43 protein-coding genes and 1 tRNA gene are annotated in these 22,716 nt (G+C 67.5%); 37 read left to right on the forward strand and 7 right to left on the reverse strand.

What is annotated here, in order from left to right:
• Window positions 1–174: 174 nt before the first annotated feature.
• Both ACFXIV_RS46565 and ACFXIV_RS46570 read left to right on the forward strand, forming a co-directional pair.
• Window positions 175–1,701: a hypothetical protein gene (locus ACFXIV_RS46565; protein WP_379392926.1), complete on the forward strand. Its 1,527-nt coding sequence runs from the start codon at window positions 175–177 to the stop codon at window positions 1,699–1,701.
• Between the two features lie 33 nt (window positions 1,702–1,734).
• Complete coding sequence (locus ACFXIV_RS46570) at window positions 1,735–2,226, forward strand: hypothetical protein (RefSeq protein WP_379392924.1); 492 nt, start codon at window positions 1,735–1,737, stop codon at window positions 2,224–2,226.
• Here ACFXIV_RS46570 and ACFXIV_RS46575 read toward each other — a convergent pair.
• The 3 genes from ACFXIV_RS46575 to ACFXIV_RS46585 form a co-directional block, all read right to left on the reverse strand.
• On the reverse strand, window positions 2,223–3,047 hold the full coding sequence (locus tag ACFXIV_RS46575) for a hypothetical protein (protein ID WP_379392923.1): 825 nt from the start codon (window positions 3,045–3,047) through the stop codon (window positions 2,223–2,225). The two genes, ACFXIV_RS46570 and ACFXIV_RS46575, sit on opposite strands and share 4 nt — an antisense overlap.
• Window positions 3,048–3,100: 53 nt before the next feature.
• The gene (locus ACFXIV_RS46580) at window positions 3,101–3,391 is read right to left on the reverse strand and encodes a helix-turn-helix domain-containing protein (RefSeq protein WP_379392921.1); all 291 of its coding nucleotides are present in this window, start codon (window positions 3,389–3,391) and stop codon (window positions 3,101–3,103) included.
• A 439-nt stretch (window positions 3,392–3,830) separates the two neighbouring features.
• Window positions 3,831–4,112, reverse strand: coding sequence for a helix-turn-helix domain-containing protein (locus ACFXIV_RS46585; protein WP_379392919.1), 282 nt, complete (start codon window positions 4,110–4,112; stop codon window positions 3,831–3,833).
• 98 nt (window positions 4,113–4,210) lie between these two features.
• Between ACFXIV_RS46585 and ACFXIV_RS46590 the strand changes: the two genes are divergently transcribed.
• From ACFXIV_RS46590 to ACFXIV_RS46600, 3 genes are all read left to right on the forward strand, one after another.
• On the forward strand, window positions 4,211–4,432 hold the full coding sequence (locus ACFXIV_RS46590) for a helix-turn-helix domain-containing protein (RefSeq protein WP_379392917.1): 222 nt from the start codon (window positions 4,211–4,213) through the stop codon (window positions 4,430–4,432).
• Window positions 4,429–4,821: a hypothetical protein gene (locus ACFXIV_RS46595; RefSeq protein WP_379392915.1), complete on the forward strand. Its 393-nt coding sequence runs from the start codon at window positions 4,429–4,431 to the stop codon at window positions 4,819–4,821. Before ACFXIV_RS46590 ends, ACFXIV_RS46595 begins: the two co-directional genes overlap by 4 nt.
• A 229-nt stretch (window positions 4,822–5,050) precedes the next feature.
• On the forward strand, window positions 5,051–5,173 hold the full coding sequence (locus ACFXIV_RS46600; RefSeq protein WP_379392913.1) for a hypothetical protein: 123 nt from the start codon (window positions 5,051–5,053) through the stop codon (window positions 5,171–5,173).
• Window positions 5,174–5,394: 221 nt separating this feature from the next.
• Here the strand turns inward: ACFXIV_RS46600 and ACFXIV_RS46605 are convergent, their stop codons facing one another.
• Window positions 5,395–5,589 (reverse strand): hypothetical protein, encoded by a 195-nt coding sequence (locus ACFXIV_RS46605; RefSeq protein WP_379421480.1) that lies wholly within the window; start codon window positions 5,587–5,589, stop codon window positions 5,395–5,397.
• A 101-nt stretch (window positions 5,590–5,690) separates the two neighbouring features.
• Here ACFXIV_RS46605 and ACFXIV_RS46610 point away from each other — a divergent pair, with 101 nt between their 5' ends.
• From ACFXIV_RS46610 to ACFXIV_RS46735, 26 genes are all read left to right on the forward strand, one after another.
• Window positions 5,691–5,822, forward strand: a complete 132-nt coding sequence (locus ACFXIV_RS46610; protein WP_379421481.1) for a hypothetical protein — start codon at window positions 5,691–5,693, stop codon at window positions 5,820–5,822.
• Window positions 5,823–5,901: 79 nt separating this feature from the next.
• A complete protein-coding gene (locus ACFXIV_RS46615; protein ID WP_379421482.1) occupies window positions 5,902–6,213 on the forward strand; it encodes a hypothetical protein in 312 nt (103 codons plus the stop codon).
• A gap of 63 nt (window positions 6,214–6,276) precedes the next feature.
• Window positions 6,277–6,552, forward strand: a complete 276-nt coding sequence (locus ACFXIV_RS46620) for a hypothetical protein (RefSeq protein ID WP_379421483.1) — start codon at window positions 6,277–6,279, stop codon at window positions 6,550–6,552.
• Complete coding sequence (locus ACFXIV_RS46625; protein ID WP_379421484.1) at window positions 6,549–6,965, forward strand: hypothetical protein; 417 nt, start codon at window positions 6,549–6,551, stop codon at window positions 6,963–6,965. Before ACFXIV_RS46620 ends, ACFXIV_RS46625 begins: the two co-directional genes overlap by 4 nt.
• The gene (locus ACFXIV_RS46630; RefSeq protein ID WP_379405471.1) at window positions 6,962–7,156 is read left to right on the forward strand and encodes a hypothetical protein; all 195 of its coding nucleotides are present in this window, start codon (window positions 6,962–6,964) and stop codon (window positions 7,154–7,156) included. Before ACFXIV_RS46625 ends, ACFXIV_RS46630 begins: the two co-directional genes overlap by 4 nt.
• Window positions 7,153–7,704: a WhiB family transcriptional regulator gene (locus ACFXIV_RS46635; RefSeq protein WP_379405473.1), complete on the forward strand. Its 552-nt coding sequence runs from the start codon at window positions 7,153–7,155 to the stop codon at window positions 7,702–7,704. Before ACFXIV_RS46630 ends, ACFXIV_RS46635 begins: the two co-directional genes overlap by 4 nt.
• An 80-nt stretch (window positions 7,705–7,784) precedes the next feature.
• Window positions 7,785–8,525 carry a hypothetical protein gene (locus tag ACFXIV_RS46640; RefSeq protein WP_379405475.1) on the forward strand — a complete coding sequence of 247 codons (741 nt, stop codon included), beginning with the start codon at window positions 7,785–7,787 and terminating at the stop codon, window positions 8,523–8,525.
• Window positions 8,522–9,130 carry a hypothetical protein gene (locus ACFXIV_RS46645; protein ID WP_379405477.1) on the forward strand — a complete coding sequence of 203 codons (609 nt, stop codon included), beginning with the start codon at window positions 8,522–8,524 and terminating at the stop codon, window positions 9,128–9,130. The genes ACFXIV_RS46640 and ACFXIV_RS46645 overlap by 4 nt, the downstream gene beginning before the upstream one ends.
• Window positions 9,117–9,452, forward strand: coding sequence for a hypothetical protein (locus tag ACFXIV_RS46650; protein WP_379405479.1), 336 nt, complete (start codon window positions 9,117–9,119; stop codon window positions 9,450–9,452). Before ACFXIV_RS46645 ends, ACFXIV_RS46650 begins: the two co-directional genes overlap by 14 nt.
• Window positions 9,453–10,331 carry a hypothetical protein gene (locus ACFXIV_RS46655; RefSeq protein ID WP_379405481.1) on the forward strand — a complete coding sequence of 293 codons (879 nt, stop codon included), beginning with the start codon at window positions 9,453–9,455 and terminating at the stop codon, window positions 10,329–10,331. It abuts the gene before it with no gap.
• Entirely contained in the window at window positions 10,328–10,828 is a 501-nt protein-coding gene (locus tag ACFXIV_RS46660) for a hypothetical protein (protein WP_379405483.1), read from the forward strand. Before ACFXIV_RS46655 ends, ACFXIV_RS46660 begins: the two co-directional genes overlap by 4 nt.
• 82 nt (window positions 10,829–10,910) lie before the next feature.
• Window positions 10,911–11,663, forward strand: a complete 753-nt coding sequence (locus ACFXIV_RS46665) for a hypothetical protein (RefSeq protein ID WP_379405485.1) — start codon at window positions 10,911–10,913, stop codon at window positions 11,661–11,663.
• Between the two features lie 61 nt (window positions 11,664–11,724).
• The gene (locus ACFXIV_RS46670) at window positions 11,725–12,105 is read left to right on the forward strand and encodes a hypothetical protein (RefSeq protein WP_379405487.1); all 381 of its coding nucleotides are present in this window, start codon (window positions 11,725–11,727) and stop codon (window positions 12,103–12,105) included.
• Window positions 12,098–12,304 (forward strand): hypothetical protein, encoded by a 207-nt coding sequence (locus ACFXIV_RS46675; RefSeq protein ID WP_379405489.1) that lies wholly within the window; start codon window positions 12,098–12,100, stop codon window positions 12,302–12,304. The genes ACFXIV_RS46670 and ACFXIV_RS46675 overlap by 8 nt, the downstream gene beginning before the upstream one ends.
• On the forward strand, window positions 12,297–12,443 hold the full coding sequence (locus ACFXIV_RS46680) for a hypothetical protein (RefSeq protein WP_379405491.1): 147 nt from the start codon (window positions 12,297–12,299) through the stop codon (window positions 12,441–12,443). Before ACFXIV_RS46675 ends, ACFXIV_RS46680 begins: the two co-directional genes overlap by 8 nt.
• Window positions 12,436–12,810 (forward strand): hypothetical protein, encoded by a 375-nt coding sequence (locus tag ACFXIV_RS46685; protein WP_379405493.1) that lies wholly within the window; start codon window positions 12,436–12,438, stop codon window positions 12,808–12,810. Before ACFXIV_RS46680 ends, ACFXIV_RS46685 begins: the two co-directional genes overlap by 8 nt.
• Window positions 12,803–13,066, forward strand: coding sequence for a hypothetical protein (locus ACFXIV_RS46690; RefSeq protein WP_379405495.1), 264 nt, complete (start codon window positions 12,803–12,805; stop codon window positions 13,064–13,066). Before ACFXIV_RS46685 ends, ACFXIV_RS46690 begins: the two co-directional genes overlap by 8 nt.
• On the forward strand, window positions 13,059–13,250 hold the full coding sequence (locus tag ACFXIV_RS46695; RefSeq protein WP_379405497.1) for a hypothetical protein: 192 nt from the start codon (window positions 13,059–13,061) through the stop codon (window positions 13,248–13,250). Before ACFXIV_RS46690 ends, ACFXIV_RS46695 begins: the two co-directional genes overlap by 8 nt.
• Window positions 13,243–13,569, forward strand: a complete 327-nt coding sequence (locus ACFXIV_RS46700) for a hypothetical protein (RefSeq protein ID WP_379405499.1) — start codon at window positions 13,243–13,245, stop codon at window positions 13,567–13,569. Before ACFXIV_RS46695 ends, ACFXIV_RS46700 begins: the two co-directional genes overlap by 8 nt.
• Complete coding sequence (locus ACFXIV_RS46705; RefSeq protein WP_379405501.1) at window positions 13,562–13,741, forward strand: hypothetical protein; 180 nt, start codon at window positions 13,562–13,564, stop codon at window positions 13,739–13,741. The genes ACFXIV_RS46700 and ACFXIV_RS46705 overlap by 8 nt, the downstream gene beginning before the upstream one ends.
• On the forward strand, window positions 13,734–14,147 hold the full coding sequence (locus tag ACFXIV_RS46710) for a hypothetical protein (RefSeq protein ID WP_379405503.1): 414 nt from the start codon (window positions 13,734–13,736) through the stop codon (window positions 14,145–14,147). The genes ACFXIV_RS46705 and ACFXIV_RS46710 overlap by 8 nt, the downstream gene beginning before the upstream one ends.
• On the forward strand, window positions 14,144–14,590 hold the full coding sequence (locus ACFXIV_RS46715) for a hypothetical protein (protein ID WP_379405505.1): 447 nt from the start codon (window positions 14,144–14,146) through the stop codon (window positions 14,588–14,590). The genes ACFXIV_RS46710 and ACFXIV_RS46715 overlap by 4 nt, the downstream gene beginning before the upstream one ends.
• 3 nt (window positions 14,591–14,593) lie before the next feature.
• Entirely contained in the window at window positions 14,594–15,649 is a 1,056-nt protein-coding gene (locus ACFXIV_RS46720) for a hypothetical protein (RefSeq protein ID WP_379405507.1), read from the forward strand.
• Window positions 15,646–16,167, forward strand: a complete 522-nt coding sequence (locus ACFXIV_RS46725) for a DUF6221 family protein (protein WP_379405509.1) — start codon at window positions 15,646–15,648, stop codon at window positions 16,165–16,167. Before ACFXIV_RS46720 ends, ACFXIV_RS46725 begins: the two co-directional genes overlap by 4 nt.
• Window positions 16,164–16,535, forward strand: coding sequence for a hypothetical protein (locus ACFXIV_RS46730; protein WP_379405511.1), 372 nt, complete (start codon window positions 16,164–16,166; stop codon window positions 16,533–16,535). The genes ACFXIV_RS46725 and ACFXIV_RS46730 overlap by 4 nt, the downstream gene beginning before the upstream one ends.
• Window positions 16,532–16,972, forward strand: coding sequence for a hypothetical protein (locus ACFXIV_RS46735; protein ID WP_379405513.1), 441 nt, complete (start codon window positions 16,532–16,534; stop codon window positions 16,970–16,972). Before ACFXIV_RS46730 ends, ACFXIV_RS46735 begins: the two co-directional genes overlap by 4 nt.
• On the opposite strand, the gene ACFXIV_RS46740 is transcribed toward ACFXIV_RS46735, so the two are convergent.
• On the reverse strand, window positions 16,953–17,378 hold the full coding sequence (locus tag ACFXIV_RS46740; RefSeq protein WP_379421485.1) for a hypothetical protein: 426 nt from the start codon (window positions 17,376–17,378) through the stop codon (window positions 16,953–16,955). The genes ACFXIV_RS46735 and ACFXIV_RS46740 overlap by 20 nt on opposite strands.
• A gap of 130 nt (window positions 17,379–17,508) precedes the next feature.
• Window positions 17,509–17,913, reverse strand: coding sequence for a hypothetical protein (locus ACFXIV_RS46745; RefSeq protein ID WP_379421486.1), 405 nt, complete (start codon window positions 17,911–17,913; stop codon window positions 17,509–17,511).
• 396 nt (window positions 17,914–18,309) lie between these two features.
• Here ACFXIV_RS46745 and ACFXIV_RS46750 point away from each other — a divergent pair.
• Window positions 18,310–18,425: transfer RNA gene (locus ACFXIV_RS46750), tRNA-OTHER, on the forward strand.
• Between the two features lie 363 nt (window positions 18,426–18,788).
• Complete coding sequence (locus tag ACFXIV_RS46755; protein ID WP_379405746.1) at window positions 18,789–19,499, forward strand: DUF3800 domain-containing protein; 711 nt, start codon at window positions 18,789–18,791, stop codon at window positions 19,497–19,499.
• A 285-nt stretch (window positions 19,500–19,784) separates the two neighbouring features.
• Here ACFXIV_RS46755 and ACFXIV_RS46760 read toward each other — a convergent pair whose 3' ends face one another.
• Window positions 19,785–19,994, reverse strand: a complete 210-nt coding sequence (locus ACFXIV_RS46760) for a hypothetical protein (RefSeq protein WP_379405748.1) — start codon at window positions 19,992–19,994, stop codon at window positions 19,785–19,787.
• Between the two features lie 279 nt (window positions 19,995–20,273).
• Here ACFXIV_RS46760 and ACFXIV_RS46765 point away from each other — a divergent pair, with 279 nt between their 5' ends.
• The 4 genes from ACFXIV_RS46765 to ACFXIV_RS46780 form a co-directional block, all read left to right on the forward strand.
• Window positions 20,274–20,618 carry a hypothetical protein gene (locus ACFXIV_RS46765; protein ID WP_379405750.1) on the forward strand — a complete coding sequence of 115 codons (345 nt, stop codon included), beginning with the start codon at window positions 20,274–20,276 and terminating at the stop codon, window positions 20,616–20,618.
• Window positions 20,619–20,620: 2 nt separating this feature from the next.
• Entirely contained in the window at window positions 20,621–20,956 is a 336-nt protein-coding gene (locus ACFXIV_RS46770; protein ID WP_379405752.1) for a hypothetical protein, read from the forward strand.
• A 125-nt stretch (window positions 20,957–21,081) separates the two neighbouring features.
• Complete coding sequence (locus tag ACFXIV_RS46775) at window positions 21,082–21,417, forward strand: hypothetical protein (RefSeq protein WP_379405754.1); 336 nt, start codon at window positions 21,082–21,084, stop codon at window positions 21,415–21,417.
• On the forward strand, window positions 21,389–22,716 hold a 1,328-nt coding region (locus ACFXIV_RS46780; RefSeq protein WP_379405756.1), incomplete at its 3' end, for a hypothetical protein. The genes ACFXIV_RS46775 and ACFXIV_RS46780, both read left to right, overlap by 29 nt.

Below are 22,716 nucleotides of genomic sequence, written 5' to 3' on the forward strand. Positions count from 1 at the left end.
GGTTAGGGGTTCGATTCCCCTAGGCTCCACTTTTGTCACCGCAGGTCAGATAGGGTCTCCGCCCTACTGGCCTGTTTGTGTCCACGAGCCCTGTCCACGAAAGTGGGCGAGGCTCCAGCGGTCCACCGTGATCTGAGGGGATTACAGCGCACCGACCCACCGAGGTATTGCGCTATGTCCACCCGCACCAACACCCCCAAGAAGCGCGTTCACACCCCGCGCCCCCGTCCACGCTCGGACGGCTCGATCGGGTGGCAGGTCCGCTACAACGTCATCCGCGACGGCAAGACCGTCGCCACCTCCCAGGTCTTCGACGACGACGCCGCCGCGTTCCGCTGGGCGAAGCTGCTCGACACCGTCGGCGCCGAGCAGGCCGAGAAGATCCTCGCCGCCCAGCTGGCCGTCCAGGCCGAGCCCGCGGTGATCACGATCGGGCAGTACCTGCGCGAGAACGTCGCCCGGCGCACCGGAATCGAGAAGGCGACCGCACAGCGGTACCTGCGCTACATCGCCCTCGACATCGACGGCTTCCTCGTCGACGGCCAGACATCGATGGGCAGCATGCCCGTCACCGCCTACGACGAGGACCTCGACGCCGCCTGGGTGACATACCTGCAATACGAGGCGAGCAACAAGCCCGGTCGGCCACCGGGCAACAGCCCCAAGACGATCCGCAACAAACATGGCTTCGTGTCCGAGGCCATGGCCGCCGCGGCGCGCCGCCGGCCGACTCCCCTCGTGCCGTACAACCCGTGCGCCTACACCCGGCTACCGAAGGTCTACCGGCGCGAGCTGGATTTCTTCACCCCCACCGAGTACGAGCTGTTCGACGCTCTGCTCGCCCCGCAGTGGCGCGCCCTGCTCGAATTCGCGGTGATGTCCATGGCGCGCCCGGGCGAGATCTTCGCGCTCACCGTCGGCGACATCGACCCCGAGACCGGCGCGGTCCGGATCACCAAGGCCTGGAAGTACGACGACGGCCGCCTGAAGCTCGGCCCGCCGAAGTCCTCGCGCGGCGTCCGCACCGCGTACGTCCCCCTGAAGACGATCACCCGGCTCGACCTGGACCGCCCGGCCGACGCGCTGCTGTTCTGCACCAGCAAGGGCACCCCGCTCACCGTCCCCGACATCGCCAAACGCATGTGGGGCCCGGCCCTCCGCCGCCTGGAGGCCCTCACCCGCGACGGCCGGAATCCGAACGGCTTCGACCTGTTCGGCAACTCCGCCCACTGGACCGGAGAGCGGCCCGCGCAGTTGCTCACCCGCTTCGGCCTGGACGTCGTCGAGAAGCTGCTCGCGAAACAGATCACCCCGTACACCACCCGGCACACCGGGATCTCGTGGCGGCTGCAGGCCGGCGTCCCGATCTTCGTGGTTTCCCGCGACGCCGGTCACGAATCCACCAACACGACCGACCGGAAGTACGCGCACATCGACAACCGTGCGAGCTTGGCCGCGGCCGCGCAGGTCGCCGAGCGGCTGCCGACCGTGCGTCGCAACGTGATCGACCTCGAAGTCGCCCGCCGGTGCCGACTCGTGCGCACCGGGCAGCTCGGCGAGATCGATGCGGTCGACGGGCAATTCGAGGCCGTCTGGATGTCCCTCGACGGCGAGGTGCAGTCGAAGGTGTTCGACACCTACGACGCCGCGGTCGAGCACGTCGCCCGGCACGAGGCCGGCGACCTCGCCGACGCCGCGTGACCGCCGATTTCATTTCCTGACAGGTGAAATGAAATGAAAATCTCAGCAGGTCACTGCCAGTTTCCGACGGGGCCCGACTCGGTGTGCGGCGTCGCGATACCGCCGCGCACCGGGCCCGGGCGGCCGAAGGTGTATTGCACTGACCCGTCACACAATCCGGTCACACGGCTGCGCGCGGCCCGGCGATATGCCGCGGCCGAAGCGGCCGGAACCGAGGATCCGGTAACGGAACTCGCCCACGCCCGGCGCGCCATCGCCGAGACCGAGCGGGCCCGGCACAAGGCCGAGCGCGAGGCGCACGCGGCGCGGCGGGAGCGCGACGCCGCCCTCGCGATGCGCGACCTCGCGCGCGACGAGGTGGCCGAGGTTCGCGCCGAGGCCGCGGATACGGTCTCGCGGATCCGCGCCGATTGTGACCGCGAGGTCGCGCGGATGGCGGCGGTCGCCGATGCCGAGATCGAGAAGGCCGTCACCGCACGTACGCTCGGCGACCGCGAGCCGCGTCAGCGAATTTCGGCGGTCTAATCCGCCGCTGCGCGCGGCGCGCCGCGGCCCCGAAGGGCTTTGACAATGCCAGGGATGCCGCTGAAGGAGAGCAGCGCCAGACCGGGAATTGCCCATATGCCCATCACGGTCTGCGCGTGCACCCGCAGAAATTCGGTTCCGGCGATGGCGAGGGCGAGGGCGGCGGTGACGCTGTACCCGATGCCACAGCTGCCGATGCCCAGCATCACCCACAGGGCGGGGCGCGGCGGCCCGGCGTAGCGCAATCCGATCACCGACGCGGTGACGACGAGGACGCCGCCGACGAACGCCCACCCGCCGTACATCGCAACCAGTACTCGCGTGCCGATGTCGTGCAGCTGCAGAAGGTCGTGGACCGCGACGTCGGGCAGAGCGCTCACCCGCCACACGACTATCGCTGCCACCGCGGTGATCCCGTTGGCGATTGTCCAGATCCGTACGACCGCGAACTCGAGGGGCTGGTCATCGCTGATCGTCTGCACGAACCGGCGCAGGCGAGCGTGCCGGGACAAGCTGCGCTGAATCGCCGGTTCCAGCGCGGGGGCGGTGCGGAGCACTCGCAGACTCAGAACGCCCAGCGTCCACCAGGCGGTGAGGGTCAACAGGATGTGTGCGAGATTGGCGACGTTGTCCAGGCCGATCGGGCTGCGCCGGATCGCTGTGTCGATGCTGTTGTCGATATCCGGCATGTAGAGCACGAATCCGAGCGCGATCGCCCACAGGCCACCGGTCAGCCAGCGACCCGAAAGGCGGAGCACCACAAGGCGAACGACGCAGACTGTCAGAAGAAAAATGAGTAACCCGGCGAGCCAACGCAGCATGGCCGCATAGTACGAGCGGTCCATGACATGCGAAACCGAACAACCATTACCGGTCAAGTGCCCAGAATGTCCTGCCATTCGTCGCCGGGGTTGCGTTCTGGATAGTCGCCCGCCTCCCAGCGCTTTTTCGCAGCTACGACAATTGTTGAAGGTGAAACGTTGAACGCCTCTGCAATCTCACAGATATCGCCCAGCGTCGGCTCCCTCAGTCCGCTCTCGGTCCGCCTGTAGGTGCCCCTCCGCCATTGCAACAGGTTCCACATCTGCTCGGCAGTGAGGCCAGCGCCGCGACGGCGAACGCGTAGCTCATGTCCGAATGCGCGGCTAAGGCTTCCCCGATCCATGGCGTGAGGCTATCGCATCCTGCCTTATTGCGGTGTCAAGATCTTGACACTAAAGTTCGCTTTGCCGACCTTGCTGTGAGGGTCGCACTTTCAGGTTTGGGCAGCCAGGCCCGTACTGACGCGATCCTGGCGCGCCACACTTTTTTCGGGGTGCGGAGGAATAGTGAAACACGCTTTGCCGGAAGACAATCCGGCAGACAGGCCGTCAAGGGACCCACGCCCGATGGGTCGAGGAAGTTTCCGGAGTTCGCCGCCAGTACCCCCACGCAGGCCGCCGCAATGGCGACCCAGCAGCGAATCGCTTGCCCGACTGAGGGATCGACTGCGACACCGCGACCGCGCGGAGCTCGAGCGGTCGCTTTCGTTGTCCGGCAAGGCGTTACGCGCCCGACTGGACGGCGTCATACCCTTCGACGCCGGCCAGCTCGTCGTTGCGGCGTCACTCGCCGGCGTTCGCGCGAGTGATCTGTTTGAGCTCGGCCTGAACGTCGTCGAGAAAATCGCCGACGTTGACGCCGAGGGCATTGCATAGCTGGATCAGCACGTCGGCGGGGGCGGCCCTGGTGCCCCCTTCGATCCGCCTGATCGTGATGATCGGCACCCCGGACAACTCGAACAGCTTTTCACGGCTGTACCCCCTCTTCCCGCGCAATCCGCGCAGGTTAGCGCCGATGAGTGCGTTTGCCTGCCCTGAGTCCATACGGATCAGTATCTGTTCCATAACGGACTGTCCGCAAGGGGATCGGAGCAATTAGTGATCCGAACCGGGCATAGCCGACCGCTTGCCATGTGATCCGATTGAGCACTAAAGTGCTCCATATGGATCACGTTAACGAGGTGCTCGGGCAGGCGGTGGAGGACGCGCTCACCGAGTCCGGCCTGAGCATTCGTGAAGCCGCCAAACAAACCGGCATCCCCTTCGCCACGCTGCACCGCAAGATGTGCGGCAAGGGCAAGTTCACTGTGATCGAGCTGCTCAGCCTCGCGAACGCGACCGATCGCACCCTCCGGTCGCTCATCCCCGAGGAGCTGCTGGCATGACCGCCCCGGCTCCCGAATACGAGACGCTCCCCCTCGACCACGCCATCGACGTGACCGGCGCGCCGTCCGAGGACTGGCTGTACCGCACGTTCCCCCTCGAGTACGTCATCGAGGTGACCGGAGCGCCGTCCGAGGACTGGCTGTACCGCCGCATCATCCGCGGAGAGGTGACCGCCGTCCGCGCGGGCAAGAAATGGCGCATGACGCGCTCGGACATGTGCAGCGTCGTGGCCTACATGCGCACGGTCGGTGCCGAGGAGATCGCCCACCGCTCCGCCATCCGCGCCGCCAGCACACCGCCCGCCGAAGCGCCCGTCACCCCCACCAATCCCGCCGGCCTCTCCAAGCGCGGTGCTGCCCGCATGCAGCGCCGCCGCGCCACCGCCTGAGCTTCCTGCTCCGGCGTGCGCTGTCGCCGGAGCAGGAATCGCGCCCTCAGCCGGAGGGACCGCCGGGTGTCCCCTCACACCCCGCTCCGGCCGATCGCACACCGTTCCCAAATCCCAACGCACACAGAGAGATAGCAGCAATGGACCTGTACGCCTGGATTTGCTCACTGCTCCACCTGGCCCCGCGGCCGATTCCCGAAATCCTTCCCCTGCGCACCCCGATCGGATCGTGGCCGTTCGGAGCTGGCGCGTGATCGGCATGGTGACCTTCGTGACCGTGTGGTCGCTGCTGTTCGCGGCGCTGATTCCGCTGTTCCGCCTGGTGGCCTCGGCGGGTAGGCGGTCGCGGTGAAGCGCCCTCAGTCGTATATGGATGCGGACACCGCCGCGGTCCTCACCGAGGCCGATGTGCGTCTCATCATGCGTGAGGAGATAGCGGATTGGGACCGCCGCGTGGCCTTGGGTGTCGCGGAAAGTCTGGGCGTGACGTTCGGGGAGTTCACTGGTGGTGGAAACCGCGAACAGCTTCCCGTCACGGCGAAGCTGTTCGACGATCTCAAACTCGCGGGGTTGTCAGTCGGCCTGAGTGCGGCTGCGGATCTCCCCCTCGAGCCGGTGGACGGCCGCGATGAGTCCGGACAGTCCGGCCTGGACGCCGCCGATCGTCCCGTTCTCGGCGATGGCAGCGTCCACCTTGGTCTTGATCTCGTAGGTGATCGGGGACTCGGCGGGATCGACGGTGCTCCAGTCGAAATGCTGGATGGACATGAGTCTTCTCCTTCACAGGTTGGTGTATCGAGCACCCCAACAGTAGGAGAGCCCCCGGTCGTCGGAGCCGATGACTCTCCGGCGACCGGTGAGGGGGCATCGTGAATCACCCTCGCTCGCATCGTGTCCCGGACACGACCGCCATCCTCGGCTGGGACTTCGTCGCGCTGCTCATCGTCGCCAGCGGCTGGCTGACCGGCATGTGGCTGACCTGCTGGGGAGCGCCGCTGTGATCGACCGGCTCTGCGTCGCAATCGTTGCCATCGCCCTGGGCCTGGCTGGCCTCATCGTCGCGGGCGTGGGTGGTCGGCGATGAGCACCCACACCCCCTGGTACCTCGCCTACGAGGCTGACGTCGAGGCACACGGACGGCTGCATCAGCCGCTGACCGCGCTGCCACTTCCCGAACCCCTCGAGCCCGAAGAGTTCGCGCTCGTCGCCGACATCATCGACACCAGCGCGGCCATGGCCGGCCAAATCCTGGTGCCCCGCGTGATGAGGAATATCACCGGCGCTGTCCTGCAGCTGCTCGGCATCAAGTCGTCCCCGAGCCCGGTCTCGGGGTCCGGGTCGGCCGCCGCCGGTGATGACTGTCCGGCGGCGACTGCCCTGTCCAACCCCTGAAATGAAGCATCCCGCGAGTCCCTACCTCGCGGGATGCATTCCAGAGACGCAAAGGAATGCTACATGGGAAAGCATCGTAAGCAGGGCAACCGCTGGTGGCCCCTGCACCGCCGCGTCGACATCGCGGCGCAGATCGAGGAGCAGGCGCGCCGCGCCGCGGCCGAGGCGGTGACCGACCCGTTCGCCATCTACGACGAGCGGAACGAGAGGTACGTCGCCGCGGCCAAGGCCGAGCGGCAGTCGCTCGTTCGCGGCGGCGCGCTGAAGTCGGACTTCACGGATCCGGCCTGGACGGGCCGCGCTGGGCTGGCCGACAGCGGACAGGCGGTGACCTGGTGACGCAAGCACCGATCACCGTGGACCACTGGGCCTTTCGGGCCGCGATCCAGCCCGCTGTTTCCGAGTTCATGAATTCGCTCGCGCCGGACGCGCCTGCGCTGTGGTGGAACATGTTGTTCACCTGCGGACACCTCGAGCTGCGCGGAATGGTTGAAGCGGCGCGCTATTCCGATCCGGCGGCCGTCGCTGAACAGTGGGCGGCCCTGCTCGGCCTCGAAGACGAGGAGACTCCGCCGGGCATGCGCATGTTCCGCGGTCGGCTTCCCGGCCTGGATGTGGAGCGCGTCGGGGTCTGGTACATCGCCGACCGCGCTGAGTTCGAGGCGGAAGCCGCCCGGGCGATCGCCGCATCGGACCGCGTCCAGGCGGAAGTGACGCAGGCCGAAGCGCCGGCCGCTGGGGAGGCCAAGTGAGCGCGCCGATTCCGTTCCCCACGCCCGGGCCCGCGTCCGCTGACGCCGTGTCTGTGCTCGACGTCGTGGCGGTCACCATGCTGGCCGAGCTCGCGAAAGACCTTGATTTCGAACGGCTCCCGAAGTTCGCCGACCGTGTCCGCAAGGCAATCGAGTTGCTGGCCGTCCCTGGCGTGGAGGTGGCGCATTGAGCGGACCGAAGCGCCCGGCCTGCAATGCGCCCGGCGTCAACCCTGAGCTATGGGACGCCGAGGGCGACAAGCGGGCCGAGTTCGCCGCGAAAGAGATCTGCGTGACACGGTGCGAGATTCGGCTCGAGTGCGGGACGGAGGCGGTGCGGCGCAGCGAGCGGCGGGGGATCCACGCGGGCTACAACCTGGGCCGCGCCCGCGAGCGAAAACAGCTGCGGGCCTACGTCGGCATCGATCATCTGCCGTCGACGGCGGAGACGACGACCGCCAAACCCACCCGGACTGTGACGTGCCCGTGCGGGCGCGAGTTCCTCACACGCTCGCCCCACGCGATCCGGTGCCAGCCCTGCATCAGGGACCTGGTCGACGCTGCCCCGGTCGCTGCGCACCTGAGCAAGCTCCGCGCCGAGTTCGGCTGGACCTATCCGAAGTTCTCGGACCGGACCGGTATCTCACTCGCAGTGCTCAAGTCGATCCCGAACCGCGAGTTCATCCAGCGAGCCAGGGCGGACCGCCTGCTCGATCTGCCACTCGCGGCGGCGTCATGAGCAGCGCACCTGGGCAAGAGGCCTGGCGCGATTCATCACATCCATCAGCCCGTATGGGCATTCACTTGGGAGGAACACCGGTGAGCGATACCGGGAACACGCAGCCGTTCGAACTCGACTCGGTCGCCGAGGCGACCGAGGAATGGCCGGCCGGATCGAACGATACCGGCAGCCGAAACGTCACCACGCCGGTCGTATTCCTCGACACCGAGACCGATGGCGTCCACCCCGGCCGGAAGGCATACGAGGTGGCGATGATTCGTCGTGAGCCCGACGGTCAACAGCTGGAAACGCAGTTCTTCGTCGACATCGATCTCGATACGGCCGACCCGTACGGCCTGAAGGTCGGTCGTTTCTATGAGCGCCACCCCTACGGCCGGTATCTGGCGGGCACCATTCCCGACTTCAGCTTCGGATACAAAGACGCCAGCGAATTCCTGCGTCCCAGGGACGCGGCCCACGAGGTGGCGCGCTGGACGCACGGCGCGCACATCATCGGCCTCGTCCCGAACTTCGATACCGAGACCCTCGCCAATCTACTGCGCTCCCAGCACCTCACGCACGCGTGGCACTACCACCTCATCGACGTCGCGAGCATGGCCGTCGGCTGGCTGCACGGCGCGGCCGCACCGGTGAAAGCCGTTATGCCCGAGTCGATTCGCGAGCAACTCGTGTTGCCTTGGAAGTCCGACGACCTTTCGCGCGCGTGCGGTGTCGAGCCGCCGGGCGTCGACGAGCGGCACACCGCGATGGGTGATGCCCGCTGGGCGATGCGCTGGTTCGACCGGATCACCGGTGCGGCCGAAGGTGGTGCGCGGTGAGCTTCGAATTCGTCGATCAGCTGCCCCCATCCAAAGGAAACGCGGGGCGTCGACTGGACCCCCTTCTGTTCGAGTTCGCTCAGGCTCTTCGGGCGAACCCGGGCCAGTGGGCGAAGTGGCCCCGCGCGATCAGCGAGCGCCGGTCGCGCCAGATCCATTGGGAAATCAAACGCGGCATGCGGCGAGCCCTGCCGCCCGGTGAATTCGAAGCATGCAGCCGCGCCGGTGTCGCCTATGCCCGCTACATCGGCGGTTCCGACGCCGCCTCAAATTCGTGCGCAAAACCGAACACTGCGCAGGTCGCAGAGTCGGCCAAGGCCTCTGCCGAGAGCGATCCGCCGAAGCGGCACCCCGCGCGGAAGGCCGACGCCCCGAAGCTGATGACGGCCGAGCAGTCTGTGCGAATCGGCGAGCTCATGGCCGCGTTGGGCGTCATCGATGAGGCCGACCAGCGTGACCTCGCGTCCCGCATCCTGGGAAAGCCCGTTCCAGTCCCCGGCAAGCTCACCATCGATGAGGCCGACACTCTCATCGCCGAGCTCGTTGATGCGCTGGCCGCAGAGCAGGCGAAGGCCGAAGGCGGTGTGGCCGGTGAAGTCCTATGACGAGTACGAGAAGACGGCGCGCGATGAGCGCGCCTTTTCCAATGGCACCGTGCGGGATATCTGGTCCCACTCCGTCTGCCTGGGTGGCGGCAACCCGAAGCGTCGGTGTGTGAACGACGACGACGCCGACATCGGTAACGGGTGCCCGCTAATCCTGCTATCGACGATCGGAAAGACCCCGGCCGAGTGGACCGGCAAGCGGGCGCAGTACCGCTGCACCGAGCACACCACCGCGGCGCAGGCCCGCGCCGCCGAGGATGAGGCGCTCGCGCAGAAGATCGCGGACTCGCACTATCCGATGTTCCCCGAAGGGGTGGTGTAGTTGCCGTGGTTCAAGGTCGACGACGGGTTCCCCACCAGTCGCCAAGTTCTGAAGATCCCGCGGCGTCACCGCGCGGCGGCCGCGGGCGTGTGGACCCTCGCCGGCGCCTGGAGTTCGAAGGAACTCACCGACGGGTTCATTCCGGACTACGTGCTGCCCGAGGTGTGCGGCACGCCGGCCATCGCCGCGCTGCTCATCGACGCCGGTCTCTGGGAGGAGGTGGAGGGCGGCTGGCAATTCCTGAACTGGGAGAAGCACAACCCGACCGCCGCTGCTGTGCAGGCCGATCGGGCTGCTGAGGCCGAGCGTAAGCGGGCGTGGCGCGAGCAGCGCAAGGCCCAGGCGGCGGGCGCGAAACCCTCTGTGTCCGACGTTGTCCCACCGGTGTCCGGTGGGACGGACGCGGATGTCCCGGACGTGTCCGATGGGACGGACGCCAGCGTCCGGGACGCGTCCACCCCTACCCGACCCTACCCGACCCGACCCGACCCGTCCCTTAAAGAGAGAGAGCCGCGCCAGCGCGACTCGGCCGCGAAAGGCGAACGGCTGCCGGAAGGTTGGCGACCGCCCGACGCCGTTGTCGCGGCCATGCACTCCGAACACCCGAACGTCGACCTGCGCGCCGAGCATCAGAAGTTCGTCGACTACTGGAACGGCGTGCCCGGCGCCAAGGGCCGCAAGTCCGATTGGCCTGGCACGTGGCGCAACTGGATCCGCCGCGCCGCCGAGAACACCCCCCGCGCTCAGGCCGCATCGCCCGCCAGTGGGCCCTCCCGCGCCGACCAGAAGGTCCAGGGCTACCTCGATATCGGTGCCCGCCTCACCAGTCCGCCGCAGCCTCAGCCGCAATCAGACCCGATGAGGGAGCTACTCGCATGATCACCGACGACGACAAGAAGACCGCCTCCCTCGTCCTGGCCAAGTGCGCCAGCAATGACCCGTGGTTCCCCAACGGCGGCGAGAGCACGGTGCTCGCCTGGGCCGAAGTATTCAGCGAATCCGGGCTCTCGCGTGAGGATCTGCTCGCCGGTACCGCCCGCGCCTACCGCCTCGCCCCCGACGGCTTCAAACCGTTGCCCGCCTCGATCGTGCGCCACTCCCGCGACGCCTATTTCGAATCGCTGAAGTCGCTGCCCGAGGAGAACCGGCGCCTGATGGACACCGTCAATGAAGCGTTGCAGGACATGGGCATCACACCGCCGGACGCGCACCGGTTTTCGCGCCGTGTCGCGCTGGGACGCATACCGGACGTGAACCTCACCGAGGCGCAGCTCGCCGAGCTCCGCACGAAGGTCGCGGACCGCCAGGCCCTCGCCGACACCCCGGCCCGCCCCGGTCTCGACCGGGCCCTGAGCAGCGTCGGCCACCGCGTCTGACCGCGGCGGGCCACACCTCGACCCGATCCCGATCCATCCGACCATCAACCGCACCGCCGCCTGAACCTCGAGGAGAAGATCCATGTCCAACAATGCAATCGGCCTGGTCTCCGTGACCATCGCGCTACCCGACGACCGCAACGCCGAGGTCATCGGCGAGAAGGTCACCGAGCATTTCGCGCTCGTCCCGCAAGTCACCATCGACAGCGAGGGCCGCGCGAGCCTCAGCGAATACGGTCGCTCGCTCACTCACATCCGGACCGGCCGCGCGGTCGCGTACGACACCTGGTACGACTTGCGTCGCTACGCCCGCGAACTCGAAGCCACCGACATCGACTGGGGCACGATCGAATCCGGAACGCTGACCGCGGACCAGACCACCAAGATCGTCGAAGCCCGCCGCCGCGCCATGGATCCCGACGACACGAGCGAGTGGCCGTGGCCGAAGTGGGCGGGCGATGAAACCCAGCCCGCGCTGTCACTGCTGGCCACCATGCTCGATTCGGTGGTCGAGCAGCAGAAGCGATTCGACGCGATCCGGGACGTGGAAGCCTCCGTCGCGACGCTCGACGCCGATCTGGGCCGCAAGATCGGATCCGAACTGCTGGTCGCCTGGTCGGGGCTCTCGACCGGCGAGTTCGGTGTCGCCTACCTGCTCGCTGTTCTGCGGCGCATCGACCCCGCGGGCGCGGATCTTGCGACCCGGCAGCTGGTGAGCATGTGGGAGGACGGCGGCAGCGTCGGCGAGTTCGCTTTCCAGTGGCGCCAGGAGCTCGCCGAGGGTCGGCCGCTGGCCCTGCACGGGTTCCCGCACCAGCCGTTCGCCGACCACTGACCCGGAGCCGTCCCGATGCCATCCGCACTCGTACCCAACCTGATCCCGGAGGAGGCCAACCGTGCCTGAGCTCGCCAAGAACGTCGTCATCGACTACGAGCACGAAAAGCTGTTCATCGACGGCCACGAATTCCCGTGGGTCATCAGCGAAGACGGCCCGATCCTGAACGCTGAACCCGATGTCGGCCCGGTACAGGTGACGGTGACCTTGCTGGCCGAGCGGGCCGAGGTGACCGGCACGCCGCACCTGCCCGCCCCGGCCGGCCGCGACGAGCTCGGCAACATCCGCACCTTCGAAGGGACGGGCGCGCTCATCGCCTACCGAGGCACCACCCGCGCTGACGTCCAGAGCTTGCGGGACATGTCCACGAACCCGCGGTTCATCGCCATGTACAACGCCGCCCTCGCGGTGTTCGACGTCGAGGAGGCCAACCGTGGCTGATCCGATCCGGCCCGAACTCGACTACGCAGCCTTCGGCAACGCCGCGCTGGCGCACATCGAGTCCCACGAAGGCACCGACGCGGGGCGACTCAAGGATGCCATCCGGGCCTACCTGTACTCGGTCGCCAACGTCCGCGAAGACATGTACCCGAGCTGGCACGAAGTCCGGACCTACCTCCAGGAGAACCGCCGTGTCTGACAACAACATCTGCCAGATCGCGCTGGGCCACGGCCGCTCCGGGGAGCCGTGGGACCCGCCGGACTGCGTGTGCCCCGACTGCCGAGAAGAGGCCGACGACATGGCGCTCGCCGATGAGGAGATGAATCCTGATGACTGACAACACGATCCGCGACCAGCTCGCCGCCGCGATCGACACGTGGCCGAATCGCCAGTGGCTCGTACTCCCCGGCCCGATGGACCTCGCCTCGGAGCTGGCCGCTCATCTGTCCGGCAGCTTGGCGGGCTGGCGTCCACCGGCCCGCGTCATCACGACCGCGGCGATCGCGAACGAGCCAACCGGTACTGTCCTGCGGTCCGCGCATGGCGACGTCGCCTCTGTGGACCACGGCGGGTCAGGCGAGTGGCTCGGCCACAGCACCAAGGTTCATTTCCTCGACTTCGCGGAGCCTTGGTGGGAGTTCGTCATGCATTTGCCAGACGGCCAGTGGTCTGTGCTGTGGCAGCCGGAGGTGGACCGTGTCTGAACTGGCCCGCAAGATCGCCGACGCACTACTCGGCGCCCGTGACCGCATCGCAGACCTGGGTCCCGCCCTGCGCGCGGAGAGCGCCGCAGGAGACAGCCTCATCGCCGACCCCGAGATGTGCCCGTACTGCGGCAAGGCGATCGTGGACGACCTGCACCGCACTGCCCCGGGTACCGCTTGGCACGGCGCCTGCCACGCGGAATGGGTTGGGCTGTGGATCACGGCCGCGCGCGAAAGGGCGGACCGCCGTGGCTGACCGAGACCTCAAGGCCGAGGGTCGACTCCGGCTCCAGCGCGTCAAGCCCGAACACCTCCAGGCCATCGCCGACGACGTGCCGAGTGCACTCGTCCGGCGCCTGCGCACCAGTTCCGGTGTGGCCGAGCTGCTCAAGTGGTTCGCGGAGAACGCGGCCGAATTGCTGGAGGTGGAGCGTGACTGAGCAAGATCCGTGGGATGCCCTGTGGGACTTGGTCGATGACCTGCTCCCCGAGTCCGATCTCATCAAGCTCGGCGACGCGGGCGACTTCGTCGATGCCATCCGGAAGGCCTGCTGGCGCCCGCCCGCCCGGGTCGCCACCACCTCCGAGGAACGGGACGCGCTCCCGCTCGGTGTCGTGGTGCGGTCCGCGGCTGGCACCATCGCCGCCCGCTACGACGGAACCCGGGGGGTGTGCTTCGGCGATGACCGGCCGATCCCGTGGACCAGCCTCGCGCTGCCGGTGACCGTTGTGTGGCAGCCGGAGGTGAACCATGGCTGAGCCGCAACGGAACTCGAAACGTCTTGAACGGCTGATCGCCCGCGGGCGGCTCGCGCTCGAGCAGCTGAGTCAGGAGCAGCAAGCCCGCTGCCCACATGACGAGCTGGCCGGAAACGATATCGAGCTCTGGGTGTGCGCGAAATGCGGTGCGGGGGTGAGCGGCCGTGGCTGAGTGCACCTCGACAACGAAAATCCCCAACAGCAGCCCGTGCGGCGGCCCCGCTGGCGAGATCGCTTGCGAACGCACCGTCGAGCACGAAACTCACTTCAACCGGTCGCACTGCCAAATCGGGCATTCGTGGGCCAGCGCCGAGCCGATTGCGGCTGACCGAGACCTCATCGCCGAGGCGTACATCGCTGGCTACCTGGACGCCACGATGTCCAACTGCCTCGATGTGGTGTTCGGGGTCTTCCACGTAACCCCGCCCGAACCGGTGGAGATCCCGGCCGAGGCCGTCGCCGATGCGATAGCCGGGATGCGCCGCGAAGTCCCCGCCGCGATCGAGTGGGCTCGCGCTCGCCTCGCCGAAATCGCCGCCGCCGAGGTGCCAGCCAGCGAGCCAGGGGCCGACTCGTGAGCCGCGCTGTTCTCGAATTGCCATGGACCGCACCGCCTCTCACGCTCAACCAGAGGCGAGCGACCAAGGGCGCGATGTTCGCGCACGCCCGTCGTGTCGCCGAGGTCCGCGGTACGGTTCACCGCCTCGCGCAGGCTGCCCGCCTGCCGCGCGGCCTCGACCACGTCACTGTGCAGTTGCACTACCGCCCGCGCGACCGGCGGCGGCGCGACACCGACAACCTTGTCGCCACGCTCAAACCAGCGTGCGACGCGCTCACCGCGGGCCGCGCGGCGCGAACCTCGCGCAACAAGAGGCTGATACCCGCGCTGATCGGCTACGGCATGGTGCCCGACGACATCCCGGCCCATATGGCCAAGCCGGAACCGATCATTCACGACGCGGAGCCCGGAAAGGGCGGCGCGCTGTGGCTCGAAATCACCTGGGACAGCGAGGAGGCGTAATCCATGACCATCGAGTGCCCGGCATGCATGCGGCCCTGCCCGGACGGCTGGGCCCTGTGCGTGCCGTGCGCCGAGCGGCTCGTCGTCGAGCTGCTCGCCGTGCCCGGCCTGGTCGCCGAGTGGACGACCACACGCGCCGGCCTCGCCCGGGTGAGCGCGGGCCGCTACGGCGGCCGCTCGGCCGAGACCGCGCTCCCAGTGCAGTCGATCGCCCGCGATCTGCCCGAGTGGGCAGAACAGGACGAGGTCGGCGCGACGCTGCGCGGCGACCGCGCCCGGCACCGTCTCGACAACGCCGTCGGCACGTGGGCCCGCCTGGTCGCCGAGGAGCTTCGCGTCGAGATCCCGATCGGCGCGCGCGGCCTGGTGCAGCTCGCCGCTAACAGCCGCGCTGGTCGCCTCGACGCTCCGCCGGTCGTCGAGGTGGTGCACTGGCTCGAGGGCGTGGTCGTGTACGGACTCAAGGGCGCGCCGGTCGGGCCGCCCCGCCGCCGGGCGCGCATCGTACGGCGCGGCGCCGACATGCTCGCCGAACCTGCGACGCCCATCGAGCAGGCCGCGGTGTGGCTCGCCTGCCATGCGCACGCCCTACGCACACACCCCGCCGCGGGCGACGCGCTCGCCGAGATCACCGGCGCGACCGAAGGCATGCGGCGCGTGGTCGACCGGGCCGAGCGCCGCTACCGGGGCGTGTGCCCGGCCTGCTCGGCCGAGCTGCACGCGGGCCCCGGTGAGTCCTACGTCCGGTGCCGAGGGTGCTGGGCGCAATACGATGTCGCCGAGATCGAGGCCACCGCGCGGGACTCGGCGGCCGAGCGGCTCTACACAGCCGGCGAGCTACTGCGCGTGCTCCCCGAGCTCGGCGCACCGGTCGCGAAAACCACGCTGTACCGGTGGATCCGGGCGGACAAGCTCACCGAGCGCGGCTGGATGGACCGGGCCGGGCGAATCACCACCACGAAACGCAATCGGACCGACACCACGGTCTATCGGTGCGGCGACGCGCTCGACCTCGCGAAGGGCGGGGCCGAGGAGGACGAGGGAGGATCGGCAGCATGAGCGACCCGATCACCGATTTCATCGAGCAGAGGCTCGCCGAGGATGAAACGATCGCTCGCGGTGCGATCGATCCGAATCGCCCTGGCGCGAACTGGCGTTGGGAAACCACCCACACGGGCACTCCAGTGCCCGACGGGGAGGAAGCTCAAGCTCTCGACGATGGGCATCATCTGTCCCTGCGAACACTCGAGGAGTTCCCGCTGAGCTGGGATCCGCCGAGCACGCTGCCCGCGTTCATCATCGGGGCGGATGGAGGCTTCCCTGGCGGCTTGCGGCACATCGCCCGCCATGACCCGGCGCGTGTGCTGCGGCAGAGCGCGGCGATGCGGCTCATCCTCGTCGAGCACGCCCGCACCCCGGGCGGTCGTTGCTCGGTCTGTCGGGACTTCGACGACCGGCGCAACTACGACGGGGCAGCGTATCCATGTCCGACCGTGCGGGCGCTCACCGCCATCTGGTCGGATCACCCGGACTACCGCCCTGAGTGGGACGTCGATGGGGGAGGATCGGCGGTATGACCGAGATCGCCACACGCACACCGCCGCTCATTCACTGGCAGGCGTGGGATTTGGACTTTCAGCTCGTCGGCGAGTGGTCGGAGCGTCCGGCCATGTCCGAGCTAGCGGGCGCGCATTACGTGACCGTCGACATCGGCCGCCGCCGCGATACGTTCCGCGTGTTCGGCGAGGACCTCATTCACCAGCGCGAACTACTGCGGCCTATCCTCGTGTGGCGGAACCCAACCCTCGAGCCTGACGACCATTCAGCCGAGGTCGCCGATATCGCCGCCCGCTATGCGGCTACTGCCATCCCTGGCGACCCTGATATCGGATGGGCAGGCATTCAACAGGCGCTCTGTGCCGCCGAGGGAGGATCGGAAGCGTGAGCGAACCGTACAAGTATCAGGGGCCCGCGCTGAAGCCTGGCGACAGTGTCGGGTGGGTCGATCGAGATGGCGTCCTCCATGTGGAGGTCATAGGGCCCGGACATCTTCAGGGTGCCTCGGACCCGCTTTCCGCCACCGTTCAGAGGATCGAGGCAATCCGCGGCATGAGTGAGTTGTGGGACTGGGGCAAACCCGCGCGCACCTACGAGGTACAACCGGACGGGCGCGCGATGCTGCGTGTGATCCTGACCCGCGGCGACCAGGCCAAGGCTGTCACGCCCTGGCACACCGGGCGCGAGCCGATGGACCTCGACGCGGCCGAGATCGCCCGCGACTGCGATATACCGCTGTCGGAGGTGGCCGGCCGCGAGTTCACCGCGACCGGCGACCAGAGCGGCCTGCACGACTTCGCGCTCGTCAACGATCCGCGCGTTTGATGGCCGGTCGCCGCTGGGGCCGGTTCGCGTCGATGGTCCGGCGATACCACCGTTTGCCGCCCTTGGTGTCGTCCGGTTCGACGTACTGGCCGCGAGAGATGTAGCCGCGTAGCGTGCCCGTCGCGATGCCGAGGTATGCGGCGACCTCGCTCTGAGTCAGCAAGTCGTCAGGGTCGCCGACCGGCTCGGGCGCTTGGGGTATGAACACCGTCCGGACGATCTCGTCGACGGCCGCCTCGTCGTAGAGCTTCCAATTCCCGCGCTTGGTCGGCAGGGCGGCGGGCCAGCGCGGGTTGGTAACCCAATGTTTCTGCACGGTGTTCAGCGCGCGGTCGTAGCGCTCGGCGATCTCGGCCGTCGTGAGGCCGTTCGCGGCTGGTGTGGCGTCGCTGGTCGGGTCTACCATCGCTGTGTACTCCGTTCGTGAGTAGTCGGTCCGGCCGGCGGGATTCCGATTGAGGGCGCGTGCGCCCCGTCCCGCTGGCCGTTCGGCGTTCAAGGGGCAGGGCCCGGGGGTTCCGGGCCCTGCTGGCTTGCTAGTTCGTGTCGTCCTCGTCGTCCTGGTCAGCGAGGATGATGTCCTCGAGGCGTTCGAGGTCCTCGGTCGCCCGCGTCGCCGCGATGATGGCCGCGCGGAGCATCCACTCCGGGCCGTTTTCGGCGGTGCAGACCCGGTAGATGGTCATTCCGGTCAGCCATTCCTCGACGATCTCGATCAGCATCTGCTTGACGACCTCGCTGCCCTGGGTGTCGCGGATCGCGCCGAGCGCGTTCTCGGCGCTGGCGATCAGGTCGAGCGGGCCGACGACGCCCACGATCCGCGCCTCGAGCTCGATCGGCGGGTACAGCTCGGCGCGGAGTCGCTTGGCGATCCGGTCGTACACCTCGCCCGCGCGGAGCTGGAAGCGGAGTTCGTATGCCTGTCGCTGGATGTTGTCCATTGGTTCTCCTTGGTTCGTTTTCATCGGTCTGCCGGTCGGGTCCGACCCCGTCCGGTATGTATTACTATACAGCATGCATGTATCGTTGTACAACACATTCAGATCCGGATTCCGAGCCCGACCGGATACCAGCCGCGCCAGGTTGTTGCGCGCAAACCCGCTGGTCGCTTAATGTGGCACTACAAACCGCGACTGACGACCCGACCCCGGAACACGTCAGCCGCGGTTTTTTCATGCCTGTAGCGCGTCAAACCGGGCAGATCCGGCAAGCAGTCCAACGAGCACCCATGGCCGGCCGCCGCGCTGGTCGCTCCGCAACCTCGGCCACGCAATGCACCGAGGGACGGCCCGCCTCTACGCAGTCCAGCGGGCCCGCTGCGCGCTACACCCCCATGTCCCTCGTAGTCCAGCGGCCGAAGACGGCGCGAGTGCACGGTGCGAGACCGGCCGGCCTATTAGGCCCGGCAAACAGCCCCTTCGCGCAGACGCGGGTTTGAATCCCGCCGAGGGCAACCCATCTCAACCCAAGGAGCACCCCATGATCATCGAAACCCTGTCCGCCGCCGCCCACGCCATCGACTGGTCGCTCGTCGGCCGCGCCACCGCCAATGTCGTCGGTGCCCTGTTCGGCGCCATCTTCTGACCATGACCGACGAAACCCGCACCCCGAACTTCCCCGCGCCTGCGAAATCGAGATCATCGAGCGCCACAGCGACGGCGTCGATCCCGATACCGACTGAGTGATGTGCTGGCAGTTCGCCGCAGGTCGGAACGTGTGACGGCAAACTAGGAAGGGCGAATGGCGGTGGGGCGTCTAGAATTTCGGGAAGCTGTTCCCGTCCTACCCGTTTCCGCACCATGGCAGGATTTGCGAGTTGCTGCACACCTTCATTGATGAGTCCTACGGCAACGAGGACCACTACTACGTTGGCGGAATCGTCCTGGATTCCGAACAGTTGCAGCAGCTCGAACAAGCGCTGGACGTTCTGAAAAAGTCAGTGGCCGACAAGTTCCCAGAGATCGGTCACCCCGATGACATCGAGTTTCACGCCCACCGCATCATGCACGGCAAAGACGAATGGACCTGCCTCGACGGACGTGTGCATGAGTCGGTCTGGGTGTGCCGATCGGTCATTCACGCGGTGGTGAACAGCGGTGCCCGCATCCATCTGCAAGGCGTGGACGTGGCGCGACTGAACGCCCGCTACCGCTACCCCGACAGCCCATATCGAATAAGCCTGCGCCACCTCCTGGAGCGGGTCAACGACTGGTGCCTCACCCTCGGGCAGCGAACCACGATCACTGCCGACATCCTGGACGAGCACAGGGAAGCCCAGGCAGCCATCGACGGCTTCACGCGACGCCGGACGCCCGGATACCGGCCGAGGGTGCTGACGCATATCGAGCCGATTCAGTATGTGGACTCTGCGGGTTGCCTCGGTGTCCAGGCCGCCGACGTCGTGACCTACATGCTTCGCCGCCACCTCGAGGAACACAACGCTCACCCCAAGGCGCGTAAGGCTGCGCGGCAGATGTTCAACGCGATACAGCCGAACCTGGACTCGTGCCGGAAGTGGCTCCCCTAGATAGCTCTGAAGCCTCCACTGCGGGAGGCTTCAGGCGGACAACGTGACCGGGAACCGGCACGTCGTACAACTATATTAAGGAACTTTCGCCAACTCTTCAATCGGCCGGACCTGCGTGTTTGCCCGTTCGGGCAGGTGTTGCAACACGCAGGACGTGAGGATGTTGGCGAACAAGCCGCAGGGGTGAACTATCGTGTGCGGGACGACAAACCGCTACTGACGATCTGACCCTGGAATCGGACCCAGTAGCGGTTTTCGCATGTCAGGGCATACGTCGCCTTCAGCCTAGTTGCTGCCCCTGCTCTCGCGGAGGCTGATCACCTCACCCTCAAGGGCCGCGATTGCTCCGAGAAGCTCGTTGAAAGTCGCGCTCAATGTCTTGAAGCCGCCGATCCCGCCGCCGTTCTTCAAGCCCGCGGCCCGCACATTCTCGATTGCCTGTTTGGTAATCGGGAGGTTGTCGGGAGCGGGCGCGTCGAACCGCACTTCTGCCATGGATTTCTCCTTCATCAGTTGGTGGCACAACCACAGTAGGAGAACCCCGGGTCATCGAGAGGTTACGACACTCCCGATGCTCATCACCTACGTATGCCCTCGCCAGCGGCGATTGTGCGTCAGTGACGCTGACGCTGTTCGCGCGGCATGTGTTCATCGGCGAGGAACTCGCCCCGGATCCGATGGAGAAGCGATCATGAACCTGAAGCACCCGATCCTCGTGTTGCCGCTCGACTGGTGGGCCCTAGTGCTCGCCCAGCTGACCTACGGCCCGCACTGATGTCCACCGCGCTGGGCTCGACCCTCGACGCCGCCCTCGCCGACATGCGCGAGGGCCACTGCGTGCTCGTCGTCGCCGCGAATCGCGATGCGATCGCACGCATGGTCAACGATGCCCGGGCGCAGCTTCGCCCAGGCGAGCGGTTGAACGTCACCAACGGCGGCGAGCGGATCACCCGCTTCGACGGCGGATGGATCTACTTCCGCGGCTACTCGGGCGTCACCCGCGGCTCTGGCCGTGGATTCAGCCTGGACCGTGTGCACGTCGATCACACCGAGCTGTGGGTCGAACTCGCGGCAGCGTTGGTCAATGCCAAGCCCGAACCGACCATCACGCATCACTGACCATGGCCACCCGCAGAACGACGACACAGAAGGGCCTCGGCTGGCGTCACCAGCAACAGCGCGATGCCCTGCTCGCTCGGCACCGTGACGGCGCGCGCTGCTGGTGGTGCGACGAGCCGATGTACCGCGACGCGGCCCGCAACGTCGACGGCGAGAGCCTCGCGGCCGACCACTCGCACGCTCGATCTCAGGGCGGCACCAAGGCTGACCGCCTACTCCATGGGGTGTGCAACAAGGCCCGCGGCGACGGCTCGCGTGACCACCTCCGGCCGGCACTCACCCGGGCCCGCGGCGGGTGTCCGGGCAACGTCCTGGACTGGGCCCCGGCAAGCCTCTGACCTGCACAAACGCCGAATATGGCTCTGACCTGGGATTATTCCGACCCCGGGGGGGCCTGACTCGATCGCGGTAGTCAGGAATTTTTTTTGTACGGCCCGAAAATTCCGGAGCCGAGGGGGTGGGAATGGACCACGATCTCGCCTCTGGCGGCGCTGCACTGTACGAATCGCTCAGCGATCCAGGCGATTCGGCCGAGTTGTCCGCACTCATCCTCGAGGCCGCCCGGATCAAGGACCGTCTCGACCGGCTCGACCGCCTGATCTCCGGCGAAGAGGAGCTCTGGGCCTACCTGGTGACCGCGCGAGGCGGCGACGACACCGTCCTCGAGGTCTCCATCAACAACGCCATGACCGAGGCCCGTCAGACCGCGACGGTTTTCCGGCAGATGCTCGCTGAGATCGCGCGCCGCCGCGGCCAGGAGGGCGGCACGGGTGAGCATGACCCTCTCGACGATCTCTGACGTCGATATCGACGCGGCGTTCGCGGACATCATCGCCGCGGAATGGCCGAAACTCGTTGGGCGCCAGAGCCCGGAATCGGTGTGCTACACCGACGGCGACCCCGACCTCGGCCGCAAGGCCGCCGAACTGGGCCGCCTGTCGGCCTCGCGGATCCGCGTCATGCCCTGGCAAAGCTGGTCGCTCAAGCGGATCCTCTCCAAGGGCCCCGACGGCACCTGGACCCACCCCGAGTGCTGCCTGATCGTGCCCCGCCAGGCCGGCAAGTCCCTGGTGCTGTCGCTGCGCGTGCTCTACGGCATGTTCAAGCTCGGCGAGAACATCGTGTTCAGCGCACAGCAGTGGGAGACAGCGAAATCGCTGTGGAAACGGACCTGGGCGATCGTCAAGTCGACGTCCTGGATGCGGAAACGCGTTGCCTCCCATACCTGTTCGCAGGGCCGAGGCACGATCGTGCTCGAGTCCGGCGCGCAAGTGGTGTTCACGACCCGGTCAGCGAACGCCGGGCGCGGTCTCGACCAGGTCGACTTGGAGATCTACGACGAGGCATACGACCTCACCGAGGCCGATATGGCCGCGCTGTCTCCGACGAAGATGGCCGCGGACGATCCGCAGACGATCTACACCTCGAGCGCGGTCAATCAGGAGCAGCACCCGAACGGGAAGGTGCTCGCCGCGGTGCGCCGGCGCGGCCTGGCTGGCGAAACCGGCCTGTTGTTCGCCGAATGGATGGCACCCGAGCACCTGGACCGCACGGACCCGGCCACCTGGCGCACCGCGAACCCCAGCTATGGCGTGATTCAGACCGACAAGAAGCTCGAGGCCGAGCTCCGCAAGTTCTCGACCGAGGCAGGCCGCAAGAGTTTCGACGTCGAGTACCTCGGGCGCGGCGACTGGCCCGTCGACGAGGACGAGGTCGAGCCCGCGGTCGACCTGGACTGGTGGGACCAGCTCGCCGAGACCGATGTCGGTGTGCATGGCCCGCGCGCGCTGGCGATCGAGATGTCGACCGACCGACAGACGTGCATTGTCGCTGCCGCGACCCGCACCAAGGGCCGTGCCGAGCGGATCCGCGTCGAGATCGGCTACTACGGGCCACCCGCGCCCGTGATCGCCCGCATCGTCGACCTTGTCGAACGCTGGGACCCGTGCGCGGTCGTGATCAACTCCAGCTCCCCGGCGGCGGCGCTGGCCGCGAAGCTCACCGAGGTCGGTATCGAGCCCGAGATCACGCACGCCGGCGCGGCCGCGCAGAGCTGCGGCGGATTTATCGACGACGCGGGCGAGGGCCGGATCTCGCA

It is taken from the genome of Nocardia sp. NPDC059236, assembly GCF_042754085.1.
In the GTDB taxonomy this organism is placed as follows: Bacteria; Actinomycetota; Actinomycetes; order Mycobacteriales; family Mycobacteriaceae; genus Nocardia.